We start from the raw sequence: 15639 nt of genomic DNA, 5'->3' as shown, positions 1-15639 counted from the left end.
CCGGGGGTCGTCGCAAGCGCGCAGAATAGCACTTCTCAGCGCTGGCGAATAGCGGCGGACGGCGCTAAAAATTCACGCCCATCCGCGCGCTACCTTTAAGCTGACAAGCTCTCCGGGCCGCGTAGCGTCGGGCAGAATTGATACATCTCCAGCAGAATAGCGACGTAGTCCCGCGCTTCCGCATGCAGGTCGAACGAATCGGGGGCAAACAGCCAGTTTTCCATCAGTCCGGAAAGGTAGCTGCGCATTAACACGGCCGCCCGCCGGGTGAGTAAATTGGCGGGCAGCAGCTTCGCCGCGATGCACTCTTTCAAGGTCTGCTCGATACGCTCATAACTCGCCAGGGAGAGCTGCCGCTGGGCCTGCTGCACCACGGTCATTTCACCGACGAACTCACACTTATGATAGATAATCTCCATCATTAATCGTCGACGTTCTTCTGTCACTGTCGCTTCAAGAACATAGACTAGAATCTCCCTGATAACTGAGAGTGGATCGTTGGGGAATTTTGCCCGATACTCAATTTCGAGATCGCTAATACTGGCGTCTGACAGCTCCCAAATTTCGTTGAATAAATCTGATTTATTCTTGAAATGCCAGTAGATAGCCCCCCTCGTTACACCCGCAGCTTTTGCAATTGTTGCCAACGAGGTAGATGATACGCCTTGCTGCGAAAACAGACGCAGAGCAACATCCAGAATCAGTTGCCGGGTTTCACGTGCCTGTTGTTTGGTTTTTCGTGCCATAGGTTAATGACTTTACAGAGGTTACGTTTACATATATTTGTGAATGTATGTACCATAGCATGACCATAATAGAAAGACTGTAGTGGGTTTGTGGTTGTTTGAGCCACTGAACATTTTGAAATTGGACACTCGAGGTTTACATATGAACAAAAACAGAGGGTTAACGCCTCTGGCGGTCGTTCTGATGCTCTCAGGCAGCTTAGCGCTAACAGGATGTGACGATAAACCGGCTCAACAGGGAGCCCAGCACATGCCGGAAGTCGGTATTGTGACGCTCAAATCCGCACCTCTACAAATAACCACCGAACTGCCAGGCCGCACCAGCGCCTATCGCATTGCGGAAGTCCGTCCTCAGGTCAGTGGCATTATTTTAAAACGTAACTTCGTGGAAGGTAGCGATATCCAGGCCGGCGTCTCCCTGTATCAGATCGATCCAGCCACCTATCAGGCCAGCTATGACAGCGCCAAAGGCGACCTGGCAAAAGCCCAGGCGGCGGCAAACATGGATCAACTGACGGTCAAGCGTTATCAGAAACTGTTGGGCACCAAATATATTAGTCAACAAGACTACGATACCGCCGTTGCGACGGCGCAGCAGAGCAATGCGGCCGTGGTCGCGGCGAAAGCGGCCGTTGAAACCGCGCGCATCAATCTGGCCTACACCAAAGTCACCTCGCCGATCAGCGGCCGGATCGGTAAATCCGCCGTGACCGAAGGGGCGCTGGTACAGAATGGTCAAACGACCGCCCTGGCAACCGTTCAGCAGCTGGATCCGATCTATGTTGACGTCACCCAGTCGAGCAATGATTTCCTGCGCCTGAAGCAGGAGCTAGCCGACGGCCGCCTGAAACAGGAAAACGGCAAAGCGAAAGTGGAGCTGGTGACTAATGACGGTCTTAAGTATCCACAGTCCGGCACGCTGGAATTCTCGGATGTCACCGTCGATCAGACCACCGGCTCAATCACGCTACGCGCTATTTTCCCGAACCCGGATCACACCCTGCTACCGGGGATGTTCGTCCGTGCCCGTCTGGAAGAAGGGATTAACCCTGACGCCCTGCTGGTACCGCAACAGGGTGTTACCCGTACGCCGCGCGGCGACGCCAGCGTCATGGTAGTGGGGGAAGGCGATAAAGTCGAAGTCCGCCAGGTCACTGCTTCTCAGGCGATCGGCGATAAATGGCTGGTCACTGACGGTCTGAAATCCGGCGATCGCGTTATCGTCACCGGCCTGCAAAAAATCAAACCAGGTGTGCAGGTAAAAGCGCAGGAAGTAGCTTCTGATGATAAACAGCAAGCCGCAGGCAACGCGCCATCAGAACAAACCAAGTCTTAACTTAAACAGGAGCCGTTAAGACATGCCTAATTTCTTTATCGATCGCCCCATATTTGCATGGGTGATCGCCATTATCATCATGCTGGCTGGGGGATTATCGATCCTCAAATTGCCGGTGGCGCAATATCCGACGATTGCGCCGCCAGCAATTTCCATTACCGCCATGTACCCCGGTGCTGACGCCGAAACGGTGCAGAACACCGTAACTCAGGTTATCGAACAGAATATGAACGGTATCGATCACCTGATGTACATGTCCTCAAATGGCGACTCCACCGGTACGGCAACCATTACGCTGACCTTCGAATCCGGTACCGATCCGGATATCGCCCAGGTTCAGGTTCAGAACAAGCTGGCGCTGGCGACGCCTCTGCTGCCGCAAGAAGTACAGCAGCAAGGGATTAGCGTTGAGAAAGCGTCCAGCAGCTTCCTGATGGTTGTCGGCGTCATTAACACCAACGGCACCATGAACCAGGACGATATTTCGGACTACGTGGCGGCCAACATGAAGGATCCGATTAGCCGTACCAGCGGCGTCGGCGACGTTCAGCTATTCGGTTCCCAGTATGCGATGCGTATCTGGATGGATCCAAACAAACTGAACAACTTCCAGCTTACGCCGGTGGATGTGATCAGCGCCCTGAAAGCGCAGAACGCCCAGGTGGCCGCGGGCCAGTTAGGCGGTACGCCGCCGGTGAAAGGCCAGCAGCTTAACGCCTCGATCATCGCGCAGACGCGTCTGACCAATACGGAAGAGTTTGGCAACATCCTGCTGAAGGTGAACCAGGACGGTTCCCAGGTTCGTCTGCGTGATGTCGCCAAAATTGAGCTGGGCGGCGAAAGCTATGACGTAGTGGCGAAGTTTAACGGCCAGCCGGCATCCGGTCTGGGTATTAAACTGGCTACCGGCGCGAACGCGCTGGATACCGCCAACGCTATTCGCGCTGAACTGGCGAAGATGGAGCCGTTTTTCCCGTCGGGGATGAAGATCGTTTACCCGTATGACACCACCCCGTTCGTGAAAATTTCTATTCACGAAGTGGTTAAAACGCTGGTGGAAGCGATCATCCTGGTGTTCCTGGTCATGTATCTGTTCCTGCAGAACTTCCGCGCCACCCTGATCCCCACCATCGCGGTACCGGTGGTCCTGTTAGGCACCTTCGCGGTGCTGGCGGCGTTTGGCTTCTCGATAAACACCCTGACGATGTTCGGGATGGTGCTCGCCATCGGCCTGTTGGTGGATGACGCCATCGTGGTGGTAGAGAACGTCGAGCGCGTGATGGCGGAAGAGGGTCTGCCGCCGAAAGAAGCGACGCGTAAATCGATGGGACAGATTCAGGGCGCGCTGGTAGGTATCGCTATGGTGCTGTCGGCGGTATTTATCCCGATGGCGTTCTTCGGCGGCTCAACCGGGGCCATCTATCGCCAGTTCTCCATCACTATCGTTTCCGCGATGGCGCTGTCGGTACTGGTGGCGTTAATCCTGACGCCGGCGCTGTGCGCCACGATGCTGAAACCCATTCAGAAAGGCAGCCATGGCGCGACCACCGGCTTCTTCGGCTGGTTTAACCGCATGTTTGATAAGAGCACGCACCATTACACCGACAGCGTAGGTAACATTCTGCGCAGCACCGGTCGTTATCTGGTGCTGTATCTGATCATCGTGGTGGGTATGGCATGGCTGTTCGTCCGTCTGCCGAGCTCGTTCCTGCCGGACGAGGACCAGGGTGTATTCCTGAGTATGGCGCAGCTGCCTGCCGGCGCCACACAGGAGCGTACGCAGAAAGTGCTGGATGAGATGACGAATTACTATCTCACCAAAGAGAAGGACAACGTGGAATCCGTGTTTGCGGTTAACGGCTTCGGTTTCGCCGGCCGCGGCCAGAACACCGGTATCGCGTTCGTTTCGCTGAAAGACTGGAGCCAGCGTCCGGGTGAGGAAAACAAAGTTGAAGCGATCACCGCGAGAGCAATGGGCTACTTCTCGCAGATTAAAGATGCGATGGTCTTCGCCTTTAACCTGCCGGCTATCGTTGAACTGGGTACCGCGACCGGCTTTGACTTCGAGCTGATTGACCAGGGCGGTCTGGGCCACGAAAAACTGACCCAGGCGCGTAACCAACTGTTTGGCATGGTGGCGCAGCATCCTGACGTGCTGACCGGCGTGCGCCCTAACGGTCTGGAAGATACACCGCAGTTTAAAATCGATATCGATCAGGAGAAAGCTCAGGCGCTGGGCGTCTCCATCAGCGACATTAACACCACGCTGGGCGCAGCCTGGGGCGGAAGCTATGTCAACGACTTTATCGACCGCGGCCGCGTGAAGAAAGTGTACATCATGTCCGAAGCGAAATACCGTATGCTGCCGGAAGATATCGGCAAGTGGTATGTTCGCGGCAGCGATGGTCAGATGGTGCCGTTCTCTGCTTTCTCGACCTCGCGTTGGGAATACGGTTCGCCGCGTCTGGAACGCTACAACGGTCTGCCGTCACTGGAAATCCTCGGTCAGGCCGCGCCAGGCAAGAGTACCGGTGAGGCGATGGCGCTGATGGAAGAGCTGGCGGGTAAACTGCCTTCCGGTATCGGCTACGACTGGACCGGGATGTCTTATCAGGAGCGACTGTCCGGCAACCAGGCCCCTGCCCTGTATGCCATCTCGCTGATTGTCGTCTTCCTGTGTCTGGCGGCGCTGTATGAGAGCTGGTCGATTCCGTTCTCGGTTATGCTGGTCGTCCCCTTGGGTGTGGTCGGTGCGCTGTTAGCCGCCACCTTCCGCGGGCTAACCAACGACGTTTACTTCCAGGTGGGTCTGCTGACCACCATCGGCCTGTCGGCGAAGAACGCAATATTGATCGTTGAATTCGCCAAAGACCTGATGGAGAAAGAGGGCAAAGGGCTGATTGAGGCGACGCTTGAAGCAGTACGTATGCGTCTACGTCCAATCCTGATGACATCTCTGGCGTTCATCCTCGGGGTAATGCCGCTAGTTATCAGCTCCGGCGCCGGCTCCGGTGCGCAGAACGCCGTCGGTACAGGCGTAATGGGCGGGATGGTGACCGCGACGATCCTGGCGATCTTCTTCGTGCCGGTGTTCTTTGTGGTGGTTCGTCGCCGCTTTAGCAAAAAATCGGAAGATATAGAGCACAGCCATCAGGTTGAGCATCATTAATCTTCACTCCTGAACAAAGGGCCGCTACCGCGGCCCTTTTTTATCACTGGCTGGCAAGGCACATATTGCCATTGTTTATTTTTCGTTCTGCATTTAATATATATTGATATGGCGCAGGCTATTTTTAGCAGCTTGTTCAACAACTCGGGATCGGCAAACACTCATTTACCAGGAATAATCCTACTATCATTATCCACGGGTCGGCGGTTTCTGAACGCGACAGCTGCCTGCCTTAAACCAATGATTCATAAGATTTCTCTATTTCTCCGGCTGTGGGCCAGCGCCTGCGAAATTAATTCGTCTATTTTTAAGATAATTTCTCGCTGATAATTGTAATTTTTCGTAATAGCACGATGAAATCTGTTGGAGAGTGGATTATAGTTAAATCAGCAGGATTACTCAGTTAGTGTCAGGTCAGTTAGTCGTGTTCATCCCACAACGGTGTTTGCTAGTCGTCGTTTAAACCACTCAAAAGGGGATGCGTTATGGACGAATACTCGCCAAAAAGACATGATATTGCACAGCTACGCTTTCTCTGCGAAACGCTGTATCATGACTGCCTTGCAAACCTGGAAGAGAGCAACCATGGCTGGGTCAACGACCCGACGTCGGCTGTCAATCTCCAGTTAAATGAATTGATCGAGCACATTGCCACATTCGCTCTTAATTATAAAATTAAGTATGCAGAGGATAATAAGCTGATCGCTCAGGTTGACGAATATCTGGACGACACTTTTACGTTGTTCAGTAACTACGGCATTAACTCTACGGATTTGCAAAAGTGGAAAAAATCCGGTAACCGACTATTTCGTTGCTTTGTCAACGCCAGCCGGGAAAACCCGGCCAGTCTATCGTGTTAGAATTATTACAATCAAAAGGTGGAATTATGTCTGATAAGCCATTAACTAAAACAGACTATTTGATGCGCTTACGTCGTTGCCAGACAATTGACACGCTGGAGCGCGTCATTGAAAAAAATAAATATGAACTGTCTGATAATGAGCTGGCGGTATTTTACTCAGCTGCCGACCATCGTCTGGCGGAACTGACCATGAATAAGCTATACGATAAAATCCCGACCTCTGTCTGGAAATTTATCCGCTAATTTACGCGTACTACGTGGTCTGCTGGCCGGACGGTACGGGTCAGCCGCCGCAGGGTATCTTTGTGATAGACATCACATCATTCAGCCAACAGCAACCCTGTAACCGGTTTCTTTTTTATACTGCTACGGCCATCAACAGTCAGGTATAAGGAAGACCCATGAGTGAAGAAAAACGCAAAATGATCGCCGGTGAGCTCTATTTATCTGGCGACCCAACGCTTCGCGCCGATCGCCTGCGCGCCAGACAGTTGTTGCACCGTTATAATCATTCCGCCCCGGATGACCAGGAACAACGTCAGCATATTCTGGCCGAGCTGTTCGCTCGCGCCGGCGATGCGTATATCGAGCCAAGCTTTCGCTGCGACTATGGTTATAATATTTTTCTCGGCGCCGGTTTTTACGCCAATTTTGACTGCGTGATGCTCGACGTCTGCCCTATCCATATTGGCGATAACTGTATGCTGGCGCCAGGCGTCCATATTTATACTGCCACTCATCCGCTGGACGCCGATGCGCGTAATAGCGGCCAGGAATACGGCAAGCCGGTAACTATTGGCCACAATGTGTGGATTGGGGGTCGGGCAGTGATCAATCCCGGCGTGACCATTGGCGATAATGCGGTCATTGCGTCCGGCGCGGTAGTCACCAAAGACGTCCCTGCCTGTACCGTCGTCGGCGGTAACCCGGCGCAGATCATTAAGCGCCTTCCGCCGACAAATCCGTAACTGTTATGCTTTTCTGTAACTGATCTGTTACTTTCTCCGCAGAATATTGCAACATAAAATAGCCTTCAGGCTGAGCCTGCCGCGCCTGGTCCGCCGGGCGCGGCAGGCTCATTGCAGAATTCGAGGACCAAGATGACAGAAATACAACGCCTGCTGATTCACACCATTGACGAACTCAACGTCCAGGAAAAACGCGATAATCGCCCGCGTTTTAGCATCAGTTTTATCCGCAACCATCCGGGACTGTTTGTTGCCATGTATGCCGCGTTTCTGGCGACGCTGGTGGTCATGCTGCGCTCTGAAACGCTGGTAGACTCGGTCTGGTTGCTGGTGGTGCTGTTCATTCTGTTCAACGCCTTTTTCTTCTTTGACGTCTATCCACGCTATCGCTACGAGGATATCGATGTCCTCGACTTTCGCGTGTGCTACAACGGGGAATGGTACAACACCCGCTTTGTCCCCCGGCAGCTGATCGACCGTATCCTGCAGTCGCCAGACGTCGATAGCGAGCAGAAGGCGCAGCTCAAAAAGATGGTCGCCACCAAAGGCGAGCTCTCCTTCTACGATGTCTTTACCCTCACGCGCGCCGGTGCTGCGCAATAAGGCGATTTAGGGTCCGCAGCGCCGGGAGATAGCGAGAAGCAGAGGTATTGCCATACCCAAGCACCAGTCCGCTCCGCGCTCGCTGCGGGTCGAGATAGAAATGACTTAACGCGGCGGGCGCCAGCTGAAACTGGCGCGCCTGCTGCGCAAGCGTCCGGTCATTAACGCCCTCCATCGCCACCGTCAGGTGCATCCCCCCTCCCCCGCCGAGAACGTCGCACGGCACGGTTATCTCTTGCGCCAGCGCCTCGCGCAGCTGTTGCTGACGTTTACGGTACAGGCGGCGCATCGCTGCCAGATGGCGCGCATAGTGTCCCTTCTCGATAAAGCTGGCCAGCGCCCGCTGTTCAGCACGGTGTCCCCCGCGCAGCAGCGCGCCAATGGCGTCCTGAGCAGCATCCGCCAGCGCGGGCGGCATAACCATAAAACCGATACGCAACGCCGGAAACAGCGTTTTGCTGAAGGTGCCGAGATAGACCACCGGGGCATCAGGCACCATTCCCAGCATCGCCGGGATCGGTTCTCCGCTATGGCGAAACTCGCTGTCGTAGTCATCCTCCACAATCCACGCCCCGTGCCGGCGGGCATATTCCACGAGCGCCAGACGGCGCCCGGCGCTCATGATGCTCCCATAGGGATACTGGTGTGAAGGAGAGGTGAAAATGAGCCGGGGCGGCTCCGCGACGCCGTTGGCAATACACATCCCTTCATCGTCGACAGCCATTCCTCTGACCCGCAGTCCCGCCCGCTGAAAGCCACTCCTCGCCCCCAGGTACCCCGGTTCTTCCAGCCACACGCTGTCGCCCGGGTTGGTCAGTAGCGAGGCGCATAAGTTGACGCCTTCCAGCGCGCCTTCGGTGATGACGATCTGCCGGATATCGCACCGGATGCCCCGGGAGAGCGCCAGATGACGAGCGATAGCCTCTCGCAGCAAAGGATCGCCCGCGGCTTCGCCATAACCCAGCAGCGCGCTACCATCTTCGCGTAGCACGTTATCCATCAGTCGCCGCCACAGCGGCAGCGGGAAATAGTTTACCGCCGGCATGCCTGGCGTAAATGCCAGCGTCGGTGAGTCGCGGCGCATCGCGGCTGGCAGCCTTTGCAGCCGCTCAGGCAGCACGACGGGCGGCATCTGACCCGCCTCCTGGCGGCAGGAGGCGAGTGGTGCCACCTGCGTTCCCTGACGGCTCCGTGTCAGGTACCCCTCCAGCGCCAGCTGTTCCAGTGCGGCATTGACCGTATTCCGCGACAGGTGTAGCCGTTCGGCCATCACCCGCGATCCGGGTAAACGGCAGCGGGCCGTCAGGGTTCCCTGCAGGATAGCGTCACGCAAGGTGTGGTAAAGGGCGCGCTGTAAGGTTTCGACCGTGCGGTTCCGCATCCCCTGCGTCAACAGCGTAAAAAACCCCTCGTCCGGTATATTCATTTTGCCCCCTCGTGGCCCCATAAAAACATACTCTATTGGCACTTTTTATGGAACCAGCGAGCGCGTACGCTGCTGTAAATCCCCAATAAGGAAACCGCAATGTGCGAATATAATCAGTTTGGCCAGGCGCTCGGCGTCGCGCTGCCTGACTGGCAGCCGCGCCCCTGGCCGACACGACAGGTATTACAGGGCAGCCGTTGTCGACTCGAACCGCTGACTCTTGCTCATGCCAGCGATCTGTTCGCCGCTCACCAGCTGGCGCCAGACGCCCGCAGCTGGACGTGGCTGCTGCGTGAACCTGAGAGCAACCTTGCAGAATTCAGTGCCTGGGTGGAGCAGGTCGCCACGCTGGCAGACCCGATTCATTTTGCCGTCGTTGACCAGCAGCGAGGGAAAGCGGTCGGCTCGCTGGCGTTAATGCGTATCGATATCGCTCACGGTGTGGTAGAGGTGGGGCATGTGCATTTTTCACCGTTACTGAGCCGAACGGCCATGGCCACCGAAGCGCACTGGCTGTTGATGCAGTATGTCTTTGATACGCTCGGCTACCGTCGCTATGAATGGAAATGCAACAGTCTTAATATCCCATCAGCCCGGGCGGCAAGGCGGCTGGGGTTTCAGTACGAAGGACGTTTTCGCCAGGCGCTGGTGAGTAAAGGACACAACCGGGACACGGACTGGTTTTCGGTGATAGACGGCGAATGGCCGGAGCTGGATAACGCCATGCGCCAATGGCTGGCCGCCGACAATTTTACCGCCGACGGCCAACAGCGCCGCTCGCTGGAGAGTTTCCGTTAACGGCGTTTTTTGCGCCCCTGCACCGCTTTGAAGCGGGGGTTGCTCTTACAGATAACGTACAGCCGCCCTTTGCGCTTAACCAGCTGGCAATCCGGGTGGCGCTGTTTAGCGCTACGTAATGAGTTGACGACCTGCATCATGCTTTCCTTTTCGCATCAATAAAGCCGCCGAAGCGCTGGCGGAATCGGGCTGCACTGCCTTCATTGGCGAAGGTTTTTTGTTTGCCCGTGTAGTACGGATGCGATTTCGAGGAGACGTCGATCGTCACATACGGAAAAGTTTCGCCATCGAGTTCAATCACGCGATCGGTGCGGATAGTTGAGCCGACTTTAAAATACTCATTCGCGCTGGTGTCGTGAAACACCACCGTACGATAGGGAGGATGGATATGGGCTTTCATGATGACCTCTTCATTACGTTATAACATAACAATAAGGTTACGCCGTGCTGTGACAAAGATCAACCCTGCTCAATTTAAGGGTAAGGTGATAAGGCGAGTTTCCCCGCCTTTGGCGTCAGGGTGCCAGACGGTGGGCGATGGCGCGGAGCTGTTCCGCAATGGCCTGCAGATCTTTTCCCTGCTCAATTCGGGCGCCGCTGGAATGGCGTATCACCAGGCGCGCCGGCAGAATGGATGAGGTATGAGGCGCCCCGCTGGTGCTGGCGAGGATCCGCCGCACCGCCTCTTTCCCCTGCAGGTCGAGGTCGAGCGACACGGTACTCAGCGCCGGATAGAAAAAGGAGCTTTCATAGGTATCGTCATAGCCAATAACCGACTTCTCACCCGGCACCGCCACCTGATGCTGATGGAAGGCGCTGAGCACCCCCAGCGCCATCTGATCATTACCCACCAGCACAGCGCTGAAATTAGGCGTTTCGCGCAGCATCTGCAGCGCGCCGGCGTAGCCGCTCTGCGCATCCCAGTTGCCGTGCAGGACGGTCACCGGCTTCAGTCCGTAACCATCCAGGGTCTCCAGCCAGCTTTTTAACCGGAGTTTGGCCGAGACTGAGCTGTCCGGCCCCGCCAGCAGGGCGATCTCCCGATGCCCCATCTCATAGAGATATTTGACGCTGGCCCGGGTGCCGTCCGCCGGGTTAAACGAAACGTTAAACACGGAGCTGTAGGGATCAACGTCGAGAAACAGGCAGACGATATCATCGTTGTCAGCAGCGATTTTCTGCGCCTGTTCGGTCTCCAGCGGCACGTTGATAATGACTTTATCCACCCGCTGAGATTTCAGCTCATTGATGGAATCCTGGATGCTTTGGTTGACGCTCTCATCGATCATCGAAATCAGAACCTGGTAACCTTCCAGGTTGGCATAGCGTTTTACCGCCGCCGCCACCTGGGAAGGCGCATGCCAGGCCAGAGAAATAGTCACCAGCCCGACCGTCTGGCTCTCCTTCCCCACCAGCTGCTGCGCCAGCCGGTTTGGCACATAGCGTAAGGCCTCTATCGATTTCTCCACCTTGCGACGCGTCGCTTCGGATACATTAGCTGATTTGTTGAGTACCCTGGACACGGTCTGGTAAGAGACGCCCGCATGGCGTGCGACGTCTTCCAGAGTAGCGCTTTTAGACTTCATGGTCCGGTTCCTTATGTTGTTATCCCATGATTGTAACAGGGGCCATTTGAAAAAACGCTCACCGCCACCTCTCACTGCAAAACAATAGCGATAAAAGTATTACGTTCACAATACAACGAATTGTGAATCATCTCACCCATCACAACAAAAACCACCGTGATTATTTGCAGTTAATCACACAATAATCATATCTCATTTGCCTGAAGTTACATTTAGGCATTTTATGACACCAGTTATGTGAACGTAATACAAAACAATAAGAGGATAGAGATGAACACTACACTGCGCGCCCTTTCAGTCGCGTTAGCCGCTGCGCTAATCGCTCCTTCCGCGTTTGCGGCCACCGCCGCGATCCCAACGATCGATTTCCATGGCTATATGCGCGCCGGGGTTGGGGTCTCCGGCGACGGTAGCGAAGCGGAATGGCAAAAAAATAAGCTGGGCCGTTTGGGGAACGAGTCGGATACCTACGGCGAGCTGGAGCTGGGCTCTGAGGTCTATAAGAAAGATGACGTCAGCTTCTATCTCGACAGTATGGTCAGCATGGTCTCCGACGGCTCTAACGATAATGAAACCACGCTGAACGATGATGCACAGTTCGGCTTACGTCAGTTGAACCTGCAGATAAAGGGGCTGATCCCTGGCGATCCGAATGCGGTGATCTGGGGCGGTAAACGTTACTACCAGCGCCATGATCTGCATATCATCGATACCAAATACTGGAACATTTCCGGCTCCGGAGCCGGGGTGGAAAACTACACCCTCGGCCCGGGCGCCGTCTCGCTGGCCTGGATCCGCGGCGATGCCAACGATGTTGACTATCGCGTCGATGGCGACAGCAACGTCAATATCAACTATATCGATTTACGCTACGCGGGCTGGAAGCCATGGGCGGGCTCGTGGACCGAATTCGGTATCGACTACGCGATGCCAAACACCACCAAAAAACAGGATAGCTACGGCGGACTGTACGATGCTGACAACGGCGTCATGCTGACCGGTGAAATCAGTCAGGATATGCTGGGCGGCTATAACAAAACCGTGCTGCAGTACGCCAACAAAGGCCTGGCGCAGAACATGGTCTCCCAGGGCGGCGGCTGGTACGATATGTGGAACTACGTGAACGACGCCACCGGTTATCGCGTGATTAACACCGGCCTGATCCCGATTACTGAGAAGTTTTCTATCAACCACGTTCTGACCTGGGGCTCGGCGGATGACATTACCGACTATACCGACAAAACGCGGATGCTGTCGCTGGTCGCCCGCGGGCAGTACCAGTTCACCGAATACGTGCGCCTGATTGGCGAAGTCGGCGGTTTCTATCAGAAAGACAGCTACAACAATGGCACCAGCTACAAACAGGCCGGTGAGAAATACACCATTGCGTTGGGCCTGGCGGACGGGCCAGACTTTATGTCACGTCCGGAATTACGCATTTTTGCTTCATATTTGAATGATTCCGAAGATGGTAAACCGTTTGAAGACCAGACGGCGAATAATACCTGGAATTTCGGCGTGCAGGTTGAGGCCTGGTGGTAATTGCGCACGGCTAAGACTCATACGTTATTTTTATCTCCTGCTGTAAGACTGTTAATTATCTTCCGGTAAACTTTATTGCCACTGCTGTCTTTGTCTTATTTTCGGGATAACCTGTTTTCAGGTTATCCCGTTTTATTTATTTCCGGGCGGCAAAATGTTCATCCAGAAGCTGACGCAGCGCATCGGACTGTTTACCGAAAATAGCATGCACCTGTTGACCAAGAATAATAACCCCCAGCGCGCCCTGCTGCTGTAATGCTTCGGAGTCCACGGCCGCAAGATGGCGAACGCTAACCCGCAGACGGGTAATACAGGCGTCCACTTGCGTAATATTCGCTTCGCCACCAAAGGCCTGAATCAGCGCCTCGATTTGCTGTTTTTCCGCCTCGCTTAATGGCTGTGCCGGACGCGCTGGGGAGAAATAGTGCAGGAAGGATTTTAAACTCACCATAATAAACTCCAGGTTTAAGATAAAAAAAAGCCTGCTCGTCAGAGCAGGCGTGGAGAAGAAGAAATTACGCGTGACGACGGAGAATACGGCAATCCCATGCCGACAGGGTCAGTGGAGCCGATACCGCCGCGTCGGTCAGGCAATCCCGATACCCTTGCGGCAGGGTCAGGGTATGGTTTTGCGCGCTGTAGTTCTGCAGGAAGATAAATGCGTTGTCACCGTCGGTGCGCGCAGTCGCCACCACGCCGGGTGGTAACTCCGTCGCTATCGCCCGCGGCAGGGCCAGCTCCTTGCTCAGGGCGGTAAAGAAATCGCGCTGGAAGGCTAAATCGTTGCGGGAGGCCACATGCCAGGCTTTGCCTTTCCCGAACGCGTTCACCGTCACAGCCGGCCGTCCGGCATAAAAATCATCCCGGTAGGTGGCCAGCGCCTGGGCGCTCTCGATATGGATCAGTTCGCAGAGATGGCGCACCTGATAAGGGCCCTGCAGACCGCACTGATTCCCGGCAAGCCCCTGCACCAGATTAAACTCGCCTTCATTCAGGCAGTCGATCTCTTCCGCCCAGATCCCCAGCAGATTGCGCAGCGGGCCCGGGAAGCCGCCGAGATAGCAGAGATCGGACTCATTGACGATACCGGTCCAGTAGGTGGTCACCAGGTGGCCGCCGTTGGCGACAAACGCCTCCGCCCGACCGGCAAAGCCGTCGCGCACCATATATAACATCGGGGCAATCACTAACTGATACGGCGTTAAATCGACATCGGCGTCAATCACATCGACGGCGATGCCCTGCTCCCAGAACGGGCGGTAGTGCTCGTTGACCGTCTTCTCATATTCCATCCCAAGATTACGCGGCCCCTGGGCGTCATCCAGCGCCCAGCGGTTCTGCTGGTCGAAGATAATCGCTACTTTCGCCTCGGTGCGACAGCCTCTCACCTCCGGCAGCTTGCTGAGGATCTCGCCGAGCTGGCAGACTTCGCGGCCAATGCGGGTATCAATATGTCCGACGTGGTCGACCACTGCGCCGTGAAATTTCTCAACCGAACCGCGGCTTTTCCGCCACTGGAAATACTGCACCGAGTCGGCGCCATGCGCCACCGCCTGTAGCGAGGAAAGAATATGCATTCCCGGCTTCTTCAGTTTGCTGGTCGGCTGCCAGTTGGTGGCGCCCGGGGTGGACTCCATCAGCACAAACGGTTTGCCGCCCTTCAGGCTGCGCATCATGTCGTGATACATCGCGGTGTAGCAGGCCAGCGCGGTTTCGTCTTTATCGCGGTGCCACATCGGATAGCTGTCCCAGGAGATGAAATCCAGCGCCTCCGCCAGCTGCCAGTAGTCGTAATCGTAGAAATACTCCATAAAGTTGGTAGTCACCGGCAGGGAGGCATTCGCCGCCTTCAGCGGAGCAATTTCATGGCGGCAGAAATCGGTCACCTGAGCGGTATTAAAGCGATGCCAGTCAAGATTAAGACCGTGGATCGACATCTCGCCCTGCGGCGCAGGCGATTCAATCTGCGACCAGTCAGTATAGGTATGACTCCAGAAGGTGCTCCACCAGGCCTGGTTGAGGTTCTCCAGGGTCTGGTAACGCGCCTTCAGCCAGTCGCGAAAACGGTTCTGGCAGAGATCGCAATGGCATTCACCGCCATATTCGTTGGAAATATGCCAGCCCAGCACCGCCGGGTGTGAGGAATAACGTTCTGCCAGCAGGGTGTTGATTTTCAGGGTTTTCTCGCGATAGACCGGTGACGACATACAGTGGTTGTGACGGCCGCCGTGCAGGGCCGGCACCCGATCGCGCCCCACCCGCAGAACCTGCGGATAGCGCTGCGACATCCACGCCGGACGCGCGCCGCTCGGCGTGGCCAGAAAGACATGAATGCCGGCGGTATACAGTTTATCGAGGATAATATCCAGCCAGGCGAAATTAAATACCCCTTCGCGTGGCTCCAGTTTCGCCCAGCTAAATATTCCCACCGACATCACATTGCATTTTGCCTGCTGCATCATGGCAATGTCTTTATCAATAATATCGGGGTCATTCTCCCATTGCTCCGGATTATAATCCGCGCCATGCAGCAGCGTACTAACCTTCGGATGTAAAGGTGCAAATTTATTCATAATAAACTTCCTGAAAAAGACGACAAAAAA

Annotated in this window: 16 protein-coding genes; 8 read left to right on the top strand and 8 right to left on the bottom strand. The window is 55.2% G+C overall.

The window, feature by feature from the left end:
• Positions 1-95 precede the first annotated feature (95 nt).
• The gene (gene acrR / locus HMPREF1024_RS19515) at positions 96-746 is read right to left on the bottom strand and encodes a multidrug efflux transporter transcriptional repressor AcrR (protein ID WP_002892080.1); all 651 of its coding nucleotides are present in this window, start codon (positions 744-746) and stop codon (positions 96-98) included.
• A gap of 142 nt (positions 747-888) precedes the next feature.
• Between acrR and acrA the strand changes: the two genes are divergently transcribed.
• The 5 genes from acrA (at position 889) to maa (ending at position 7081) form a co-directional block, all read left to right on the top strand.
• Complete coding sequence (acrA, locus tag HMPREF1024_RS19520) at positions 889-2082, top strand: multidrug efflux RND transporter periplasmic adaptor subunit AcrA (RefSeq protein WP_004177236.1); 1194 nt, start codon at positions 889-891, stop codon at positions 2080-2082.
• A 22-nt stretch (positions 2083-2104) separates the two neighbouring features.
• Positions 2105-5251, top strand: a complete 3147-nt coding sequence (gene acrB / locus HMPREF1024_RS19525; RefSeq protein ID WP_002892069.1) for a multidrug efflux RND transporter permease subunit AcrB — start codon at positions 2105-2107, stop codon at positions 5249-5251.
• A gap of 485 nt (positions 5252-5736) precedes the next feature.
• Entirely contained in the window at positions 5737-6111 is a 375-nt protein-coding gene (gene tomB / locus HMPREF1024_RS19530; RefSeq protein WP_002892066.1) for an Hha toxicity modulator TomB, read from the top strand.
• Positions 6112-6137: 26 nt separating this feature from the next.
• Positions 6138-6356, top strand: coding sequence for an HHA domain-containing protein (locus HMPREF1024_RS19535; protein WP_002892050.1), 219 nt, complete (start codon positions 6138-6140; stop codon positions 6354-6356).
• 158 nt (positions 6357-6514) lie between these two features.
• Positions 6515-7081: a maltose O-acetyltransferase gene (gene maa, locus HMPREF1024_RS19540; protein WP_002892030.1), complete on the top strand. Its 567-nt coding sequence runs from the start codon at positions 6515-6517 to the stop codon at positions 7079-7081.
• Here maa and HMPREF1024_RS31150 read toward each other — a convergent pair.
• The gene (locus tag HMPREF1024_RS31150) at positions 7053-7193 is read right to left on the bottom strand and encodes a hypothetical protein (RefSeq protein WP_004147370.1); all 141 of its coding nucleotides are present in this window, start codon (positions 7191-7193) and stop codon (positions 7053-7055) included. The two genes, maa and HMPREF1024_RS31150, sit on opposite strands and share 29 nt — an antisense overlap.
• 20 nt (positions 7194-7213) lie before the next feature.
• Here HMPREF1024_RS31150 and HMPREF1024_RS19545 point away from each other — a divergent pair, with 20 nt between their 5' ends.
• The gene (locus HMPREF1024_RS19545; RefSeq protein WP_002892026.1) at positions 7214-7684 is read left to right on the top strand and encodes a YlaC family protein; all 471 of its coding nucleotides are present in this window, start codon (positions 7214-7216) and stop codon (positions 7682-7684) included.
• Here the strand turns inward: HMPREF1024_RS19545 and HMPREF1024_RS19550 are convergent.
• Positions 7659-9110: a PLP-dependent aminotransferase family protein gene (locus HMPREF1024_RS19550; RefSeq protein WP_009307955.1), complete on the bottom strand. Its 1452-nt coding sequence runs from the start codon at positions 9108-9110 to the stop codon at positions 7659-7661. The genes HMPREF1024_RS19545 and HMPREF1024_RS19550 overlap by 26 nt on opposite strands.
• Before the next feature lie 99 nt (positions 9111-9209).
• On the opposite strand from HMPREF1024_RS19550, the gene HMPREF1024_RS19555 reads away from it, so the two are divergent.
• Positions 9210-9908: a GNAT family N-acetyltransferase gene (locus HMPREF1024_RS19555; RefSeq protein WP_002892021.1), complete on the top strand. Its 699-nt coding sequence runs from the start codon at positions 9210-9212 to the stop codon at positions 9906-9908.
• Here HMPREF1024_RS19555 and ykgO read toward each other — a convergent pair.
• The 3 genes from ykgO to HMPREF1024_RS19570 form a co-directional block, all read right to left on the bottom strand.
• Positions 9905-10045, bottom strand: coding sequence for a type B 50S ribosomal protein L36 (gene ykgO / locus HMPREF1024_RS19560; protein ID WP_002892018.1), 141 nt, complete (start codon positions 10043-10045; stop codon positions 9905-9907). The genes HMPREF1024_RS19555 and ykgO overlap by 4 nt on opposite strands.
• Entirely contained in the window at positions 10045-10308 is a 264-nt protein-coding gene (locus tag HMPREF1024_RS19565) for a type B 50S ribosomal protein L31 (RefSeq protein ID WP_002892011.1), read from the bottom strand. The genes ykgO and HMPREF1024_RS19565 overlap by 1 nt, the downstream gene beginning before the upstream one ends.
• 115 nt (positions 10309-10423) lie before the next feature.
• Complete coding sequence (locus tag HMPREF1024_RS19570) at positions 10424-11494, bottom strand: LacI family DNA-binding transcriptional regulator (protein ID WP_002892007.1); 1071 nt, start codon at positions 11492-11494, stop codon at positions 10424-10426.
• Positions 11495-11764: 270 nt separating this feature from the next.
• On the opposite strand from HMPREF1024_RS19570, the gene HMPREF1024_RS19575 reads away from it, so the two are divergent.
• Entirely contained in the window at positions 11765-13036 is a 1272-nt protein-coding gene (locus tag HMPREF1024_RS19575) for a maltoporin (RefSeq protein WP_009307954.1), read from the top strand.
• 136 nt (positions 13037-13172) lie between these two features.
• On the opposite strand, the gene HMPREF1024_RS19580 is transcribed toward HMPREF1024_RS19575, so the two are convergent.
• Both HMPREF1024_RS19580 and HMPREF1024_RS19585 read right to left on the bottom strand, forming a co-directional pair.
• Positions 13173-13487 carry a glucose PTS transporter subunit EIIB gene (locus HMPREF1024_RS19580; RefSeq protein ID WP_002892003.1) on the bottom strand — a complete coding sequence of 105 codons (315 nt, stop codon included), beginning with the start codon at positions 13485-13487 and terminating at the stop codon, positions 13173-13175.
• Between the two features lie 64 nt (positions 13488-13551).
• A complete protein-coding gene (locus HMPREF1024_RS19585; protein WP_009307953.1) occupies positions 13552-15609 on the bottom strand; it encodes a beta-galactosidase in 2058 nt (685 codons plus the stop codon).
• Between the last annotated feature and the right edge of the window lie 30 nt (positions 15610-15639).

The sequence above is a fragment of the Klebsiella sp. 4_1_44FAA genome (genome assembly GCF_000238715.1).
In the GTDB taxonomy this organism is placed as follows: domain Bacteria; phylum Pseudomonadota; class Gammaproteobacteria; order Enterobacterales; family Enterobacteriaceae; genus Klebsiella; species Klebsiella pneumoniae.
Note: the sequence above shows the minus strand (reverse complement) of the source record. Positions and strands in the feature narration are given on the sequence as shown.